Origin of the sequence: Gilliamella sp. wkB7, from assembly GCF_001693435.1 — a bacterium.
GTDB classification, from domain to species: Bacteria; Pseudomonadota; Gammaproteobacteria; order Enterobacterales; family Orbaceae; genus Gilliamella; species Gilliamella apicola_N.
This window is the reverse complement of the sequence record NZ_CM004509.1, coordinates 314,481-330,119: the sequence shown is the minus strand read 5'-3', so window position 1 is coordinate 330,119 and position 15,639 is coordinate 314,481. Positions and strand designations below refer to the sequence as shown.

Sequence of the window (15,639 nt, the reverse complement as noted above, 5' to 3'; positions counted from 1 at the left end):
TTTTATTCAGCAAAGGCCTAAAATTTATAACCTACACCAAACATTGCAACCCATGGGTCTAATTTATATTTAGCTGTTACTTTAGTATTTCCTAAATGCGTTGTTGCTTTAGTTTCAATATCAATATAACGTACTTGTGCATTAATGAGCCAATTTTCATTAATAGAATAGTCTGCACCAATTTGTGCCGCTAAGCCCCAAGAGCTATCAAGGTCTAAACCATGGAATCCTGCTTTTTTAGCTTGTCCGCTGAGTTTTTCATCAAAGAAGAAAGTATAGTTTACCCCAACACCCACATACGGTTGAAATTCAAATTTCGAATCAAGAGGGTACCAAACAGCACTTAATGTAGGTGGTAAGTGTTTAATTTTACCAAGGTGAGCGCCAGCCAAGCCAGTTGAATTACCGCCGCCGAGTTTAACTTGATGGCTAAATGGTGTTGCTCCTAACAGTTCAATACCGATATTATCCGTAATCATATATTGAAAATTTAAACCAAGTTGAGTGTCATTATCGGCTTTGGCTTTTAAATCACTTTTTGCCCCACCCACTTTCACATGATCACTTTTATCTTTTGGATGAACATAGACAGGCCCACCACGGACTATTATTTCATTCGCTTGATGTGCATAAGCCATTGAACTTGCTAATCCCATTGAAATGAGCATTGCAACCGAGGATATTTTCATTTTTGTCTCCTAATACTATCTTATAACCTATAATTTAATGATTTTGAATTAGGCGTTTAATTAATTTTATTAACTAATTGTCAATTCATACTGTTATTTATGTCATATTAAGTTAATTAAAGAATTGGTTGGATAACAATAAATTCTTTAATTTTATGATAATATCACATTTAATTTGATAAATCTGAGATTTAGCTCAAAATTTATGTAAAATCTATGGCTTGCATTAATCTTAAAGGTTAGATATAATAGAAAGAATATTTTAGTGGGTTGTTAGCTCAGTCGGTAGAGCAGTTGACTCTTAATCAATTGGTCGCGGGTTCGATCCCCTCACAACCCACCATTAAAAATCATCCTATTCAGTGATATTCAAGAGTTAGTAGCTATCTAGTTTACTTATCATTTAAAAATAATACAGATATAAAAAATATAGATATAAAACTCTAGCAGGTTTTAATAATATACCTTATAAGCTTACCAAATTGAACAATTCAAGCTTTTAAACCTGATTTATTGAAAGTTAGGAATAAGACTATCGTTTTAAACAATTGTGGGTATTAGCATGAATTCATATCTTCTTCTTTTTCTAGCTATTATTTGTGAAGTGATTGCAACTTCTTCATTAAAGTTATCCAATGGCTTTACTCATTTGGTTTTTTCAATCATTACTATCATTGGATACAGTGCTTCTTTTTATGTACTTTCTTTAGCATTAAAAACTATTCCTGTCGGAATTGCTTATGCGATCTGGTCTGGCATAGGAATTGTTCTTATTAGTTTAATTGCTTGGATTTTTATGAAACAGACTTTAGATCTTGCTGCTTTAATAGGTATGGGATTTATTATGTTTGGCGTTGTCATCATTAATCTCTTTTCGAAAGTAGCAGCGCATTAGAATATAAAAAATATTCGTTAAAAGACACATTATTTAGTTTGGATCTCTTTATTTCATGTAATTATCCGGCCAATTATTTCATATTGGTAATATGACTATTTCGACTTGTGTAGGATAAAAAATTAGGATATTTACTTTAATTTTTTTCGTGGAAAATTGCTTTTTTTATTCTGAAAAAGACAATACAGGATTAATAATAAACTTTTCTTTAAATCGTATTGCATCATAAAACAGAAATTATCAGTATGTTATTTATTACATCGATAAAATTTAAACTAGGACTTTTGATCATTATTCAAATTGAATTAATTTTTCTAGCTGTCTGAATGTAAAATTGTCACTTATCTATCGTACTTAACGTTTAGGGTTAAAGCATTTGTAAAATCTTTTTTATTTTTGTGGCAATTTATTTTTACTAATAACTATTTTTAATCGTCTAATTTCATTAAGCAACTTAGAAATATCTTGTTGTGCATGTGCAATAAAATCATGCTTGGCATCTGTTGCATCAATCAGTTTGATATCTTTGTTTCGTTATTGTTCTTTTCCAATCCTGATAAAATTGTTACTACTACAATGGACATAACCCGCCAAATCCGCTTGCCCTGTAGGTTAGGTTACATTGTCACTCCTTTTTTGTATTTGATTTAATTCACTTTCTGAAAAAGTGCTAATTTGTGATATTAACTGCTTAGCAAACACAGGATAGTTTTGAGCAACTTCTGGATCATCAATGTTTTTACATCGATTTATAAACTGTTCGATTAAAAAAGAATTATTTAAATCATGCAACAATTCAGTCATTCTGCGATAGATAATCTCATCGTAATAATTGAGATCATCAATATAATTAATTAGTAATAAATTAGCGATTTTTTGATTAATATATTGATTATTTTTGTTTTTCATTAATATTTTATGTGCAATAACACTTTGTTCGTCATTGCCTTCTAAAGCAATATTAATAAGAGTGGATAGTAACTGGCTTAATTGATCATCATTCAATCCATCATCATGGATTAATGTTAATGCGTATGTTTGTTGTGATGAAGAATTGAGAGCGATTTGTAGTTGTATAAAAAAATCAGGACATTGTCGAAAATTCTGTTTCGCAATCAATAAATTTTGTTGAGCCTGATTTAAAGCAAGCCATTCATGGGCATTTGCAAGATATTTTTGCCTCAGTTTTCTTATTTCTGACGTTATCTCAAAGCAATCCTCTAGTGGTTCATCGGGTAATGCCCAATAATCAATAAGTTGCCAATGCTGAGCATAATCGTTATAAAGGATATTTAATACTTGGTGAATAATAGGTTGATTTTGATTAGGATCAGCGGTGAATAAATCATTACAAATATCGATACATAAATTCATTAATATGTGTTTTTGAAATGTTGAGTAATTATTATGAAGATATGCAGACAAATATTTAGCTAACCATTGCGGTGTTCGATATTCGTTCGCTAATTCATATTCCCAATCCTGTCCATTACCGAGTGGTACTTTTAAATCTTGGCACAGTTTTTCTAATTCATTCATAATTATGACTCAACATGATCGTTTAGCTGAATTTTTTCACATAAATTGATACTAAATTTAGGTAAAAATGAGTTGTATTAATATCCGAATTTCATAGCGTTAGTTCATCTCTTTTATTATAAAAAAACAATTTCAGCTCTATCCACCTAAGCCATTGAAATTTTTTTTATTTTAATTCTTATAACAGGTTCATTATCATCTATCATAGGGTTAATCTTGTCGTAGACTAACCACATCGAGCCTAAAATAAAATATGCATTTTATCGTTTTTCGATAATTTATTTATTTTATCGAAATAGAACTGATAACGTTAGCAGATTATAAACTCTTTTTATGTTTTAAGATCTACAAAAAAGCTCGGCTTAAGTATATACTCTTTATCAATTTAATTAGTTTAACATGGTAAGTTTTTGTTATGCGTAATTCAATTAGCCTTATTTGTTTTCATCAATTTGTAAAGGATCATTGAGTATGATTTTAGGTAATATTAATCATTTGGATTTAATCCCATATTTACCCACCAAAATTAAGCAATCAATCGAATATATTAAAGATAATGTTAACAGCAATACGCCAGTAGGACGTTATGATATTGATGGCGATAATATGTTTTTTATGGTGTCTGATAGCACTTTGCGACATATTCATGAGGCTAATCCTGAGTTTCATAAAAAATACCTTGATGTACAAATCGTATTGGAAGGGCAGGAGGGAATGGCAGTAAGCACCTTACCGCCCCACACTAAGGTGTTAGACGACAAATTAGCAGATAATGATATCGCTTTTATCGAAACACCCCCAGAAGAAACCATGTTAATATTACAGTCGAACGATTTTATCGTATTTTTACCCAACGAAGTTCACAAACCGCTCTGTACTATCAATAATAAGATTACAACGGTTCGTAAAGTTGTGGTTAAAATCGCATTGGATTATTTATAATTAGGTCAAGGATATAGGTACAATATGACTTTAAATATCGCTGTTATTGGCGAATGTATGATTGAATTGTCGATGAAACAAGATTCGACAACACGAAGTTTTGGTGGAGATACACTTAATACTTCTGTCTATTTATCACGTTTATTGCAAGGTAAAGACTTTGCAATTCACTATGTAACTGGATTAGGCACCGATCCTTTTAGCCAAGAGATGGTTGATAGTTGGCAAAAAGAGCATATTAAAACTGATTTAGTACAAAGAATGTCAGATAAGATGCCAGGACTTTACTCAATTGTCACAGATGATCAGGGGGAGCGTTCTTTTTATTACTGGCGTAATGATGCAGCAGCTAAGTTTTGGTTAAAAACCGCCGAAACAGACAAGGTAACCGAACAGATTGCTCAATGTGATTATATTTATTTAAGTGGTATCAGTATTGCAATTTTAGATGCGGAAAGTATTCTTAAATTATTAGATCTTTTAAAAAGAGTTAAAGCTAATGGTGGTAAGGTTATTTTTGATAATAACTTCCGTCCACGTTTATGGAGCAGCCTTGATTTAGCTCAAAGTGTTTACAGCGATATTCTGAATTTCACTGATATAGCATTTTTAACGCTTGATGATGAAGATTTGTTATGGGGTAAATTGCCTTATGAGCAAGTAATTGAGCGTACTAAAAACTTTGGCGTAACTGAAATCATTATCAAACGAGGTAGCGATAGCTGCATTGTTGATTGTGCTGAAGGTCGCTTTGAGGTGCCAGCTAATAAAATCGCTAAAGATAAAGTTATCGATACAACCGCAGCAGGGGATTCATTTAGTGCAGGTTATCTTGGTGCACGCTTAAGTGGGCGAGATCCTTCACAATCTGCATTACAAGGCCATTTAGTTGCAGGCACGGTCATTCAATATCGTGGTGCGATTATTCCTTTAGATGCAACTCCAAAACTAATTGATTAATATAAATGACTAAAAACGGTCGCTAAAGACCGTTTTTATTTCAGCAAATAATCTTGTCAAAAAGTTTCAGGTTAACTATACGTTTGAGTATATAATAGCAAATAATGTGTTCTATTATATATGTGGTATATTTAATCGATTATTACTGGTATAATATACAGTTTATTTCTAATTCATTTCGTTTAAAACACACAAGAAGAGATCTATGTCAATCAAAGATATCGATATTCGTGGTGCGCGAACGCACAATCTAAAAAATATTAATGTTACTATTCCAAGAGATAAGCTGGTTGTAATAACGGGTCTTTCGGGATCAGGTAAATCTTCGTTAGCATTTGATACTCTCTATGCTGAAGGGCAACGACGTTATGTTGAGTCATTATCGGCTTATGCACGTCAATTTTTATCATTGATGGAAAAACCCGATGTTGATCATATTGAAGGTTTATCACCAGCGATTTCGATTGAGCAAAAATCAACTTCGCACAATCCTCGTTCAACAGTGGGAACAATTACCGAAATTTATGATTATTTGCGCCTGCTTTTCGCTCGAATTGGCGAACCACGCTGCCCGAAACATGATTTACCGTTAGCCGCTCAAACGGTATCACAAATGGTTGATAGTATCATGGCATTACCGGCTGAAAACCGTTATATGCTACTAGCACCCGTTGTGACTGAGCGTAAAGGTGAATTTGTTAAATTATTTGAACAATTATCAGCGAGTGGTTATATTCGAGTCAGGGTTGATGGTGATGTCTATGATCTGTCTGATCCGCCGACACTTGAACTGCAAAAAAAGCATACTATTGAAGTGGTCGTTGACCGTTTTCGTATTCGTGATGATTTAAAACTGCGCCTAGCGGAATCAATAGAAACAGTACTTTCTATTACTAATGGGATTGTAAAAGTTGCCAATTTGGATGATCCACAAGCTGAAGAACATCTGTTTTCGGCTAATTTTGCTTGTCCAATTTGTGGTTACAGTATTTCAGAACTTGAGCCAAGATTATTCTCATTTAATAATCCAGCGGGTGCTTGCCCAGAATGTGATGGTCTTGGTGTACAACAATATTTTGACGCCAAACGCATCGTTCAAATGCCTGAAGTTTCGTTAGCCGCAGGTGCGATCAAAGGTTGGGATCGTCGTAATTTTTACTATTTTCAGATGTTAAAATCACTGGCTGAACACTATAAATTCGATATAGATCAACCATACGAAAAATTACCTGAAAAAGTGAAAGATATTCTATTAAATGGATCAGGTAAAACCGAAATTCAATTTACCTATTCAAATGATCGTGGTGATGTTGTTAAACGCGTTCATCCATTTGAAGGCATTATTAATAATTTAGCGCGACGTTACAAAGAAACTGAATCACAGACCATTCGTGAAGAGTTAGCTAAATATATCAGTAATCGTCCTTGTCCTTGTTGTCATGGCTCAAGGTTATGTACAACAGCAAGACATGTATTTATTAATGATACTAATCTGCCAACTATTAGTGATTTAAGTACTCAACAAGCAAAAGACTTTTTTGACAAGTTATCATTAACAGGACAGCGAGCACAAATAGCTGAAAAGATCTTAAAAGAGATCAACGACCGCTTGCAGTTTTTAATCAATGTTGGGCTCAATTATTTAACGCTTTCACGTTCTGCTGAAACTTTATCAGGTGGTGAAGCACAACGTATCCGATTAGCTAGCCAAATCGGTGCGGGATTAGTTGGAGTAATGTATGTTCTTGATGAACCTTCTATCGGTTTACATCAACGTGATAATACCCGACTTATTGATACATTAACGCATTTACGTGATTTAGGTAATACCGTTATTGTCGTTGAACACGATGAAGAAGCCATTTTAGCGGCAGATTATGTTATCGATATCGGGCCTGGTGCAGGTGTACATGGTGGTGAAGTCGTTGCACAAGGAACCCCTAAACAAATTATGACTAGTAAAACATCATTAACGGGTCAATATTTGTCAGGGAAACAAAAAATTGAAATCCCTGCTAATCGTACAAAAGTCGATAAGACAAAAATGTTATCGCTCATTGGTGCAACTGGTAACAATCTTAAAGATGTGACATTAAATATTCCTGTTGGACTCTTTACTTGTATTACTGGGGTATCAGGATCAGGTAAATCGACATTAATTAATGATACTCTATACCCATTGGCACAAAATGAACTCAATGGTGCAGAAAAAAGTGACATAGCGCCTTATAAAGCTATTGAAGGGTTGGACTATTTTGATAAAGTCATTGCGATTGATCAAAGTCCTATTGGGCGCACACCTCGCTCAAACCCAGCTACTTATACGGGATTTTTTACTTCTATTCGTGAGCTTTATGCTGGTGTGCCTGAAGCCCGAGCTCGAGGTTACAATCCTGGACGATTTAGTTTTAATGTTAAAGGTGGTCGCTGTGAAGCTTGTCAAGGTGATGGTTTAATAAAAGTTGAAATGCACTTTTTACCAGATATTTATGTACCTTGTGATCAGTGTCATGGTGCACGCTATAATCGTGAAACGCTTGAAATTAAATATAAAGGCAAATCAATTAATGAAATTTTAAATATGACGGTTGAAGAAGGTCGTGAATTCTTCGATGCTGTACCAATGATTGCCCGCAAATTGCAGACGTTGATTGATGTAGGATTGGCTTATATTACCATTGGTCAATCTGCCACAACATTATCGGGTGGTGAAGCTCAGCGAGTAAAACTTGCCAAAGAGCTATCTAAGCGCGATACTGGTAGCACTTTGTATATCTTAGATGAGCCGACCACAGGTTTACATTTCGCTGATGTAAAACAATTACTTGCACAACTTCACTCACTCCGCGATAAAGGTAATACTATCGTAGTGATTGAACATAATTTAGATGTGGTTAAAACGGCAGACTGGATTGTCGATTTAGGCCCTGAAGGGGGCAATGGTGGTGGTGAAATCATTGCAGAAGGTACGCCAGAAGAGGTCTCAAAATCGAAAAAATCGTATACGGGTCAATATTTAAAACCGTTACTTGAGAAACAGTAATGTAAACCAACGTTATTGTTATTACCTAAAAAGTGAACCAAGGAGAGCATTTTGACATTACAAATATTATTGATGATCATCATCGCTTATTTATCTGGTTCACTTTCTGGCGCTTTGATCGTCAGTCGAATGATGCATTTGCGCAATCCATTGGAGTATGGTTCACATAATCCTGGAGCGACCAATATGTTACGAATCAATGGTAAGCTTCCAGCAATGCTTGTACTAGTGTTTGATATGTTAAAAGGTACAATACCTGTTTATATTGCTTATCGGATCGGTATTTCACCTTTTTTCCTTGGTATGGTGGGCATTGCAGCATGCCTTGGGCACATTTTCCCTTGTTTTTTTGGCTTTCATGGAGGAAAAGGGGTCGCAACAGCATTAGGCATGATGATGCCAATAGGTTTAGATTTCACTGGCTGCTTTATTTTGACTTGGTTATTGGCATTATTAGTAACAGGTTATTCATCCGTTGCATCAATAGTTGGATTTCTTTTTGCCCCGTTGTATGTTTGGCTATTTAAACCAGAATTGACCTTACCCGTTACAATGCTCTCATGTGTTATTATAATTCGCCACAGTAGTAATATTATGCGACTTTTTAAAGGGGAGGAACCCAAAAGTTTGTATTTAAAAGGCAAAAATAAACATTGAAATTATTGTTAATCAGCATTTGGTAACGTTTTCTTTATTTTTGTCATTTTATCTCAATGGTTTTTCATCACAATAGATAATTAAATTGAAATAATAACGTATTTCTTGTTTTATAGATTTTTGAAACAAGGTATCATTAATACTAAATAAAATAGATGGTAACAAAATAGATTCATGCAAATTAGCCCATTATTAGACTCTCTCATGGAAGCATTACGTTGTTTACCTGGGGTTGGTCCCAAATCCGCACAAAGAATGGCTTTTCATTTATTACAACGCAATCGACAAGGTGGTATTAAATTAGCTCATGAACTTCATGAAGCGATGATTAATATTGGTCACTGTAATGAGTGTCGAACCTTTACTGAACAAGAAACTTGTACAATTTGTGCCAATGTTCGACGCCAAAGTAGTGGACAACTTTGCGTAGTTGAAACGCCCGCTGATATTGTTGCTATTGAGCAAACAGGTCAGTATAGTGGACGTTATTTTGTCTTGTTAGGTCACCTATCACCATTAGATGGCATTGGTCCAAGTGATATCGGTCTGGATTTATTGAAAAAAAAATTAGCATCAGAAGCGATTAATGAAGTGATTTTAGCGACTAATCCAACTGTTGAGGGGGATGCTACTGCTAATTATATCGCGCAAATGTGCGGTGAATTTAACGTTGTGGCAACAAGAATCGCCCACGGCGTACCTGTTGGTGGTGAGCTTGAAATGGTTGATGGTACAACCTTATCGCACTCATTTGTTGGCCGCCAAAAAATTGAATTTTAAATTGGTGATCTATAAAGTTCCTTATGGGTTACCTAAATAATTATCAATAAAATGTTTAGCTGGTTCGATAGAAAAGATAAAAGAGGAAATATATGAAGTATAAAGCTGTTGCGTTTGATATGGATGGTACCTTATTAACAACTGATCGACTTGTGTTACCTGAAACGGCCGAAATGATCAAAAAAATCAGTTCAAAAGGGGTAAAAGTTATACTAGTATCTGGTCGTCACCATAGTGTTATTTATCCTTACTATTATCAACTTCAATTATCGACACCAGCGATCTGTTGTAACGGCACCTATTTATATGATTTTGAAAAACAACAATCATTAGCAGCCAAACCAATGACCAAAGAGCAGGCTAAAACGCTACTTAACCTAGTTCATCAATATGGTATACATACCTTAATTTATACCGATAGAGTAATGACATATGAAGTGCTTGATGACCATCTTGAAGGATTTTTTAAATGGGTTCACTCATTACCAGATTATTTACAGCCTGAAATCGACAAAGTAGAGAGCTTTGAAAAGGTTATTGAAGAAGCTAAAGCCGTATACAAATTTGCAACCAGTAGTCACAACATTCCAGTGTTACAAGAGTTTTCAAAGGCAGTTGACGCGCTTGGATGTTTTTCATGTGAATGGTCTTGGTCTAATCGTGCCGATGTTGCCATAAAAGGCAATACAAAAGGTAATGGTCTAAGTCATTGGGCAGCGCTTGAGAACATCGATCTAAGCGAAATTGTTGCTTTTGGTGATAGTTATAACGATATTAGTATGTTATCTATTGCTGGATTAGGAATTGCGATGGGTAATGCCGATGAAGAAGTCAAAGCCAAAGCCAGCTATGCCATAGGTGATAATAATAGTCCGAGTATAGCAGCAGAACTAGAAAAACTGTTTTTATAATTAATACGCCGTGTTTGAAATTCTATATCAAGATAATGACTTAATTGCGATAAACAAGCCAAGTGGTTGGCTTGTGCATCGCAGTTGGTTAGATAAGCATGAAACTGTAGTGGTTATGCAAACATTGCGTGACCAAATTGGTCAACATGTGTTTCCTGTACATAGGCTTGATAGGCCTACTTCTGGGGTATTACTCTTTGCACTATCAAGTGAAATTGCTCGTTTAATGTCTGAACAATTTGCAACAAAGCAAATTGAAAAAACATATCATGCCATTGTGCGTGGTTATGTTGAAGGTGAAGCTGTTATTGATTATCCATTAGTTGAAGAACTCGACAAAATTGCGGATAAATTTGCAGACACCAATAAACCCGCTCAAGAAGCAGTTACGGCTTATCGAGGAATTAGTAAAATTGAAGTTCCAATAAAAGTGGGTAAATTTGATACTGCTCGATACAGTTTTGTTGAATTAAAACCTAAAACTGGCCGTAAACATCAATTACGCCGTCATATGAAACACATTTTCCATCCTATTTTAGGTGACAGTAAACATGGCGATTTACATCAAAACCGTGCTTTTGCCGAATTTTTCTCGATAAAACGACTAATGTTGCATGCCAGTAAGTTACAAATCACTCATCCAATTAGTCATAAAACAATTACCATAGAAGCCAGTTTAGATCAGCAATGGCAAGATATCCTTTTGAAATTTATTTAATAATATCATATTTTCATTAAAGTTAGCTTGCAAATAATTTTAGACATAGTATGATTTTGACACTTTCTTTTGATTTCTCTGTTTAAGAGAAAGTAAGCTATTAACCGAATTTATAACAATACGATTGGAAATAAAAATGAAATTATTAGTGAAATTTTTTAGTGTTTTTTTATTAGCACTTATGATAACAGCATGCTCTTCGCAAGAAGATGGACCGGAAGGCGCTGCCAAAGAATTTATGTCTGCTATGTATAAAGGCGATCTTGATAAAGTTACTAGTTTGCTTTACTTTCCTGAAGAGAAGGATTCTTCTGATATGATGTTAATGGAAGGTATGGTAAAAAGCAAAATGAAAATAGCTGTCGATCAAGCTGCTGAGCTTGGCAAAAAGCATGGTGGGGTTGATAAAATTGAATGTACTCTTGTTAACTATACCAATGAAGAAAAAACACAAGCAAAAGTTCTAGCTACTACTTATTTCAAAGATGGTACTAAAGATGAAGTACATGGTGCAACAACTGTTATAAAAGTTAATGGTAAATGGCTAGTAGCATTTAAAATTTAAATAGATAGTATATATTGATTGATATAATTGATAATAAAAGGGCAAAATAGTTTTGCCCTTTTATATTTTGGAAATTACTTTAATGAAAGTTTATCGTTTTATTCCTATTATTTTTGTTCTATTACTCAATTTAGTTTGGGCTGATGAAAGGGAGCAATTTACGCATCAACATGATAATTTATCTTATAACATCAAAGTCGGAGATTGGATTTTTAGAAAAGGCGTACAAGTAGATAGTCTAATTGCTCATCAATTTAGTGGAGGTAAATTTTCCCATATTGGGATGGTGGTATCAATCAACCCAGATATCAAAATTATTCATGCCACTACTAGTGATGATGAAAATTATCCTAATCAAGTCATTATTTCAAGTTTTGATGAATTTATCACACCAGAACTCGCTGAAAAATATGCGATAGCAAGACCCAATTTTTTATCTGAAATTCAAAACCAACAAATCGCTAATGAGCTTTTAACTAAACAAGGACAAGCTTTTGTTTTAGCTTCTCGCGAGGAACCTCATTTATATTGTACAACATTGCTTTATGACGCGATTATAAAGTACCAGCCAGACTTTTCTCTTCAATGGCAGCATACTCAATTCCCTTTCTTTAGCGGTGATTATCTATTCCCGAGTGCTTTTGCTAATCATCCTGATATTACTTGGATCTATCACTATCCAACCTTAAATTGAGATATATTTTAAAAGCAAAATAAAATGACAACCCATTGAATATTAATCGAATAAACTTTGACCGCGCTTAATACTTGGATTACACTAAGTATAAGATTTATTACTAACTAGATTCATTATGATCCCTAGACTATCAAACTCACCTCAACTTGATGAGGTTACAAAAACATATTTAATTGCTCTCAAAGAATCTGGCTTTACCGGTGATATAGCAAGCGATTATGCTTCGTGTTTGACTATGGCAACGGATAACAGTATTTATCAGTTAATGCCGCAAGCGATATTGTTTCCTCGTTCAACTGAGGATGTTCAATTAATAACGCATTTAGCCAATCAAGACACCTTTCAAACTTTAAAGTTTACACCACGAGGGGGTGGTACCGGAACAAATGGGCAATCTTTAAATAAGGGCATCGTGGTTGATCTTTCTCGTTATATGAATCGAATTTTAGAGGTCAATATTGATGAGGGTTGGGTAAAAGTTGAAGCAGGGGTGATTAAAGATCAACTTAATGAATATTTAAAACAGTACGATTACTTTTTTGCACCCGAATTATCTACCAGTAATCGAGCTACGATTGGTGGAATGATAAATACCGATGCCTCAGGACAAGGCTCGATGGTTTATGGAAAAACATCCAATCATGTTTTAAGCGTTAAAGCTGTATTAGTTAATGGTGAGATTCTTGAAACAAACAAAAAAAGTATTGCAGAAGTTGAGAATCTGACTAATGATTCAACGATTTACCGCACGGTTTATGAATATTGCAAAAATCATCGCCAACTTATTTTAAATAAATTCCCAAAATTAAATCGCTTTTTAACAGGTTATGATCTGAAAAATGTCTTCAATGATAATTTAACCGAATTTGACTTAACGCGCATTCTTACCGGTAGTGAGGGTTCATTAGCCTTTATTACCGAAGCTAAATTAAATATCATCCCCAAACCAAAATATCGTTTTTTAATGAATATTAAATACGATTCTTTTCAATCCGCATTAAGTAATGCCGCCTTTTTAGTAAATGCTGAAGCATTGTCTGTTGAAACAGTGGATTCAAAAGTTTTAGGACTCGCTAAAGAAGATATTATCTGGCAATCAATTAAAGAGTTAATTACCGATGTTATCGGGCATGATATGCAAGGTATCAATATTGTTGAGTTTGCAGGTAATGATTATGAGTTGACTAAAGGTAAACTCGATAACTTAAGTAAGCAAATTGACAAACTTATGATAAATCATTCCTTAGGTATCATCGGTTATCAAACCTGTGAAAACTTAGATGAAATTGAGAAGATCTATGCAATGCGAAAAAAAGCGGTGGGACTACTCGGTAATGCTAAAGGAACGCGTAAACCGATTCCTTTTGTTGAAGATACATGTGTGCCTCCGAAACATTTAGCAGAATATATAACTGAATTTCGTGCTTTACTTGATAGTTATCATTTGTCTTATGGCATGTTTGGGCATGTTGATTCGGGCGTATTGCATGTTCGCCCAGCTCTGGATATGTGCATTCCTGAACAAGAAAAGCTGATGAAAACTATTTCTGATCAAGTTGTCGCTTTAACTGCTAAATATGGCGGATTACTATGGGGTGAACACGGTAAAGGGTTTCGTAGTGAATACAGTCCTGCTTTTTTTGGTGAAGAGTTATATCAAGGTTTAAGAACAATTAAAACTGCTTTTGATCCCCATAATCGTTTAAATCCGGGAAAAATTTGCCCACCTTTAGGTGTTGATGAGGGCATGTTAACCGTCGATTCTACCACACGGGGCTTTTATGATCGCCAAATTCCATTAAGTGTTAAAGAAGTTTTTCACGGAGCAACAGAATGTAATGGTAATGGTCTCTGTTTCAATTTTGATGTGAATAGTCCCATGTGTCCATCGATGAAGTTATCAGGTAATCGAGTTTATTCACCAAAAGGCCGAGCAACCTTAGTGCGCGAATGGCTACGCTTAATGATTCAATCAGGCATGACAGAACAAGAACTTAATTCGTTATTACCAACAAAACACAGTACGTTAGTTGCATTTGCTAAGAAAATAGCTAATACCGTTAAAGCAAAATTTGGAGAATATGACTTTTCACATGATGTAAAAGATTCAATGAATCATTGTTTGTCATGTAAAGCATGTTCAACACAATGTCCGATTAAGATTGATGTACCTGATTTCAAAGCGCGTTTTTTGCAGTTATATCACACCCGTTATTTAAGACCTGTGCGCGATTACTTGGTGGGAAATATTGAGTCTTACCTGCCTTTAATGGCAAAAGCACCACGTTTTTTTAATTTTTTTATGAAAATGCCCGTCACAGAATATGTGACTAATAAAACCGTAGGTATGGCCAGTTTACCTATGTTGTCTGTGCCAACATTAAAAAAACAATTGGTTGGTCATAACACTGCAAATATCAAACTTGAACAACTACAGAAACTTTCACAAGAGGAGCGCGCTAAGTATGTACTTGTCGTTCAAGATCCATTTACCAGCTATTATGATGCCAAAGTGGTCTATGATTTTGTCTGTCTGATCGAAACGTTAGGATATAAACCCGTCGTTTTACCATTTGTACCCAATGGTAAAGCTCAACATATAAAAGGTTTTTTAAAGCAATTTGCCAAGACGGCACAAACAGCTGCGCAACTATTATCACAAATTGCTCAATTGGGTATACCTATGGTCGGGGTCGATCCTGCATTGGTACTTTGCTATCGAGATGAATATAAACTTATACTTCAAGATAAAGTCCTTGATTTTAAGGTATTGCTTTCACATGAATGGTTAACTAATATCGCTGACCACTTGCCAAACAGCACACAATTAAAAACAACCGATAGAGAAAAATGGTATTTGCTAGGGCATTGTAGCGAAACGACGCAATTACCCGCCAGTAATCAGCAGTGGCAACAGATTTTTAAACAGTTTGGTACTGATTTACAACCAATCCGAGTAGGGTGTTGTGGTATGGCGGGCACTTATGGGCATGAAGTTAATAATCTTACCGCATCAAAACAGTTATATGAGTTATCTTGGCAACAAGCATTGACCAACTATCCTAAAGAACGTTGTTTGACAACAGGCTACTCGTGCCGTAGTCAGGTGAAACGATTTGATAAGTTTATTATGAAGCATCCGATCCAAGCATTACTCACCATGATGCAAATAAATTAACAATAATCGGGTTAGACAAAAAACGATCAGCTTAAAAAAAGCGCAAATTATTTGCGCTTTTAAAA

General features: G+C 34.8%; 13 protein-coding genes and 1 tRNA gene. 12 read left to right on the top strand and 2 right to left on the bottom strand.

Features of this window, described 5'->3' with window-relative positions:
• Positions 1-17: 17 nt before the first annotated feature.
• A complete protein-coding gene (locus tag A9G17_RS01415) occupies positions 18-689 on the bottom strand; it encodes an OmpW/AlkL family protein (RefSeq protein ID WP_065737159.1) in 672 nt (223 codons plus the stop codon).
• Between the two features lie 267 nt (positions 690-956).
• Here A9G17_RS01415 and A9G17_RS01410 point away from each other — a divergent pair.
• Positions 957-1,032, top strand: a tRNA-Lys gene (locus A9G17_RS01410).
• Positions 1,033-1,251: 219 nt separating this feature from the next.
• Positions 1,252-1,584 (top strand): DMT family transporter, encoded by a 333-nt coding sequence (locus A9G17_RS01405; RefSeq protein WP_039128022.1) that lies wholly within the window; start codon positions 1,252-1,254, stop codon positions 1,582-1,584.
• Positions 1,585-2,196: 612 nt separating this feature from the next.
• Here A9G17_RS01405 and A9G17_RS13020 read toward each other — a convergent pair.
• Positions 2,197-3,123: a hypothetical protein gene (locus tag A9G17_RS13020; protein WP_065737158.1), complete on the bottom strand. Its 927-nt coding sequence runs from the start codon at positions 3,121-3,123 to the stop codon at positions 2,197-2,199.
• A 471-nt stretch (positions 3,124-3,594) separates the two neighbouring features.
• Here A9G17_RS13020 and A9G17_RS01395 point away from each other — a divergent pair, with 471 nt between their 5' ends.
• From A9G17_RS01395 to ydiJ, 10 genes are all read left to right on the top strand, one after another.
• A complete protein-coding gene (locus A9G17_RS01395) occupies positions 3,595-4,065 on the top strand; it encodes a NanQ anomerase/TabA/YiaL family protein (protein ID WP_065737157.1) in 471 nt (156 codons plus the stop codon).
• Between the two features lie 24 nt (positions 4,066-4,089).
• Positions 4,090-5,025 (top strand): 2-dehydro-3-deoxygluconokinase, encoded by a 936-nt coding sequence (locus A9G17_RS01390; RefSeq protein WP_065737156.1) that lies wholly within the window; start codon positions 4,090-4,092, stop codon positions 5,023-5,025.
• Between the two features lie 211 nt (positions 5,026-5,236).
• Positions 5,237-8,068 carry an excinuclease ABC subunit UvrA gene (gene uvrA, locus A9G17_RS01385; protein ID WP_141677601.1) on the top strand — a complete coding sequence of 944 codons (2,832 nt, stop codon included), beginning with the start codon at positions 5,237-5,239 and terminating at the stop codon, positions 8,066-8,068.
• Between the two features lie 51 nt (positions 8,069-8,119).
• Positions 8,120-8,725, top strand: a complete 606-nt coding sequence (plsY, locus tag A9G17_RS01380; protein ID WP_141677531.1) for a glycerol-3-phosphate 1-O-acyltransferase PlsY — start codon at positions 8,120-8,122, stop codon at positions 8,723-8,725.
• A 174-nt stretch (positions 8,726-8,899) separates the two neighbouring features.
• Positions 8,900-9,505 (top strand): recombination mediator RecR, encoded by a 606-nt coding sequence (gene recR / locus A9G17_RS01375; protein ID WP_065737154.1) that lies wholly within the window; start codon positions 8,900-8,902, stop codon positions 9,503-9,505.
• Positions 9,506-9,597: 92 nt separating this feature from the next.
• Positions 9,598-10,416, top strand: a complete 819-nt coding sequence (locus tag A9G17_RS01370; protein ID WP_065737153.1) for a pyridoxal phosphatase — start codon at positions 9,598-9,600, stop codon at positions 10,414-10,416.
• Positions 10,417-10,426: 10 nt separating this feature from the next.
• Positions 10,427-11,134 (top strand): tRNA pseudouridine(65) synthase TruC, encoded by a 708-nt coding sequence (gene truC / locus A9G17_RS01365; RefSeq protein WP_065737152.1) that lies wholly within the window; start codon positions 10,427-10,429, stop codon positions 11,132-11,134.
• Between the two features lie 136 nt (positions 11,135-11,270).
• Positions 11,271-11,699: a DUF4878 domain-containing protein gene (locus A9G17_RS01360; protein WP_065737151.1), complete on the top strand. Its 429-nt coding sequence runs from the start codon at positions 11,271-11,273 to the stop codon at positions 11,697-11,699.
• 82 nt (positions 11,700-11,781) lie between these two features.
• Positions 11,782-12,393 (top strand): YiiX/YebB-like N1pC/P60 family cysteine hydrolase, encoded by a 612-nt coding sequence (locus A9G17_RS01355; RefSeq protein WP_065737150.1) that lies wholly within the window; start codon positions 11,782-11,784, stop codon positions 12,391-12,393.
• A 118-nt stretch (positions 12,394-12,511) separates the two neighbouring features.
• Positions 12,512-15,574 carry a D-2-hydroxyglutarate dehydrogenase YdiJ gene (gene ydiJ / locus A9G17_RS01350; RefSeq protein ID WP_065737149.1) on the top strand — a complete coding sequence of 1,021 codons (3,063 nt, stop codon included), beginning with the start codon at positions 12,512-12,514 and terminating at the stop codon, positions 15,572-15,574.
• Positions 15,575-15,639: the final 65 nt, after the last annotated feature.

What these genes read in the sequence shown, in the direction of transcription:
- A9G17_RS01415 (WP_065737159.1), bottom strand. Translation starts at nt 689, where the DNA reads ATGAAAATATCCTCGGTTGCAATGCTCATTTCAATGGGATTAGCAAGT.
- A9G17_RS01405 (WP_039128022.1), top strand. Translation starts at nt 1,252, where the DNA reads ATGAATTCATATCTTCTTCTTTTTCTAGCTATTATTTGTGAAGTGATT.
- A9G17_RS13020 (WP_065737158.1), bottom strand. Translation starts at nt 3,123, where the DNA reads ATGAATGAATTAGAAAAACTGTGCCAAGATTTAAAAGTACCACTCGGT.
- A9G17_RS01395 (WP_065737157.1), top strand. Translation starts at nt 3,595, where the DNA reads ATGATTTTAGGTAATATTAATCATTTGGATTTAATCCCATATTTACCC.
- A9G17_RS01390 (WP_065737156.1), top strand. Translation starts at nt 4,090, where the DNA reads ATGACTTTAAATATCGCTGTTATTGGCGAATGTATGATTGAATTGTCG.
- recR (WP_065737154.1), top strand. Translation starts at nt 8,900, where the DNA reads ATGCAAATTAGCCCATTATTAGACTCTCTCATGGAAGCATTACGTTGT.
- A9G17_RS01370 (WP_065737153.1), top strand. Translation starts at nt 9,598, where the DNA reads ATGAAGTATAAAGCTGTTGCGTTTGATATGGATGGTACCTTATTAACA.
- A9G17_RS01360 (WP_065737151.1), top strand. Translation starts at nt 11,271, where the DNA reads ATGAAATTATTAGTGAAATTTTTTAGTGTTTTTTTATTAGCACTTATG.
- A9G17_RS01355 (WP_065737150.1), top strand. Translation starts at nt 11,782, where the DNA reads ATGAAAGTTTATCGTTTTATTCCTATTATTTTTGTTCTATTACTCAAT.
- ydiJ (WP_065737149.1), top strand. Translation starts at nt 12,512, where the DNA reads ATGATCCCTAGACTATCAAACTCACCTCAACTTGATGAGGTTACAAAA.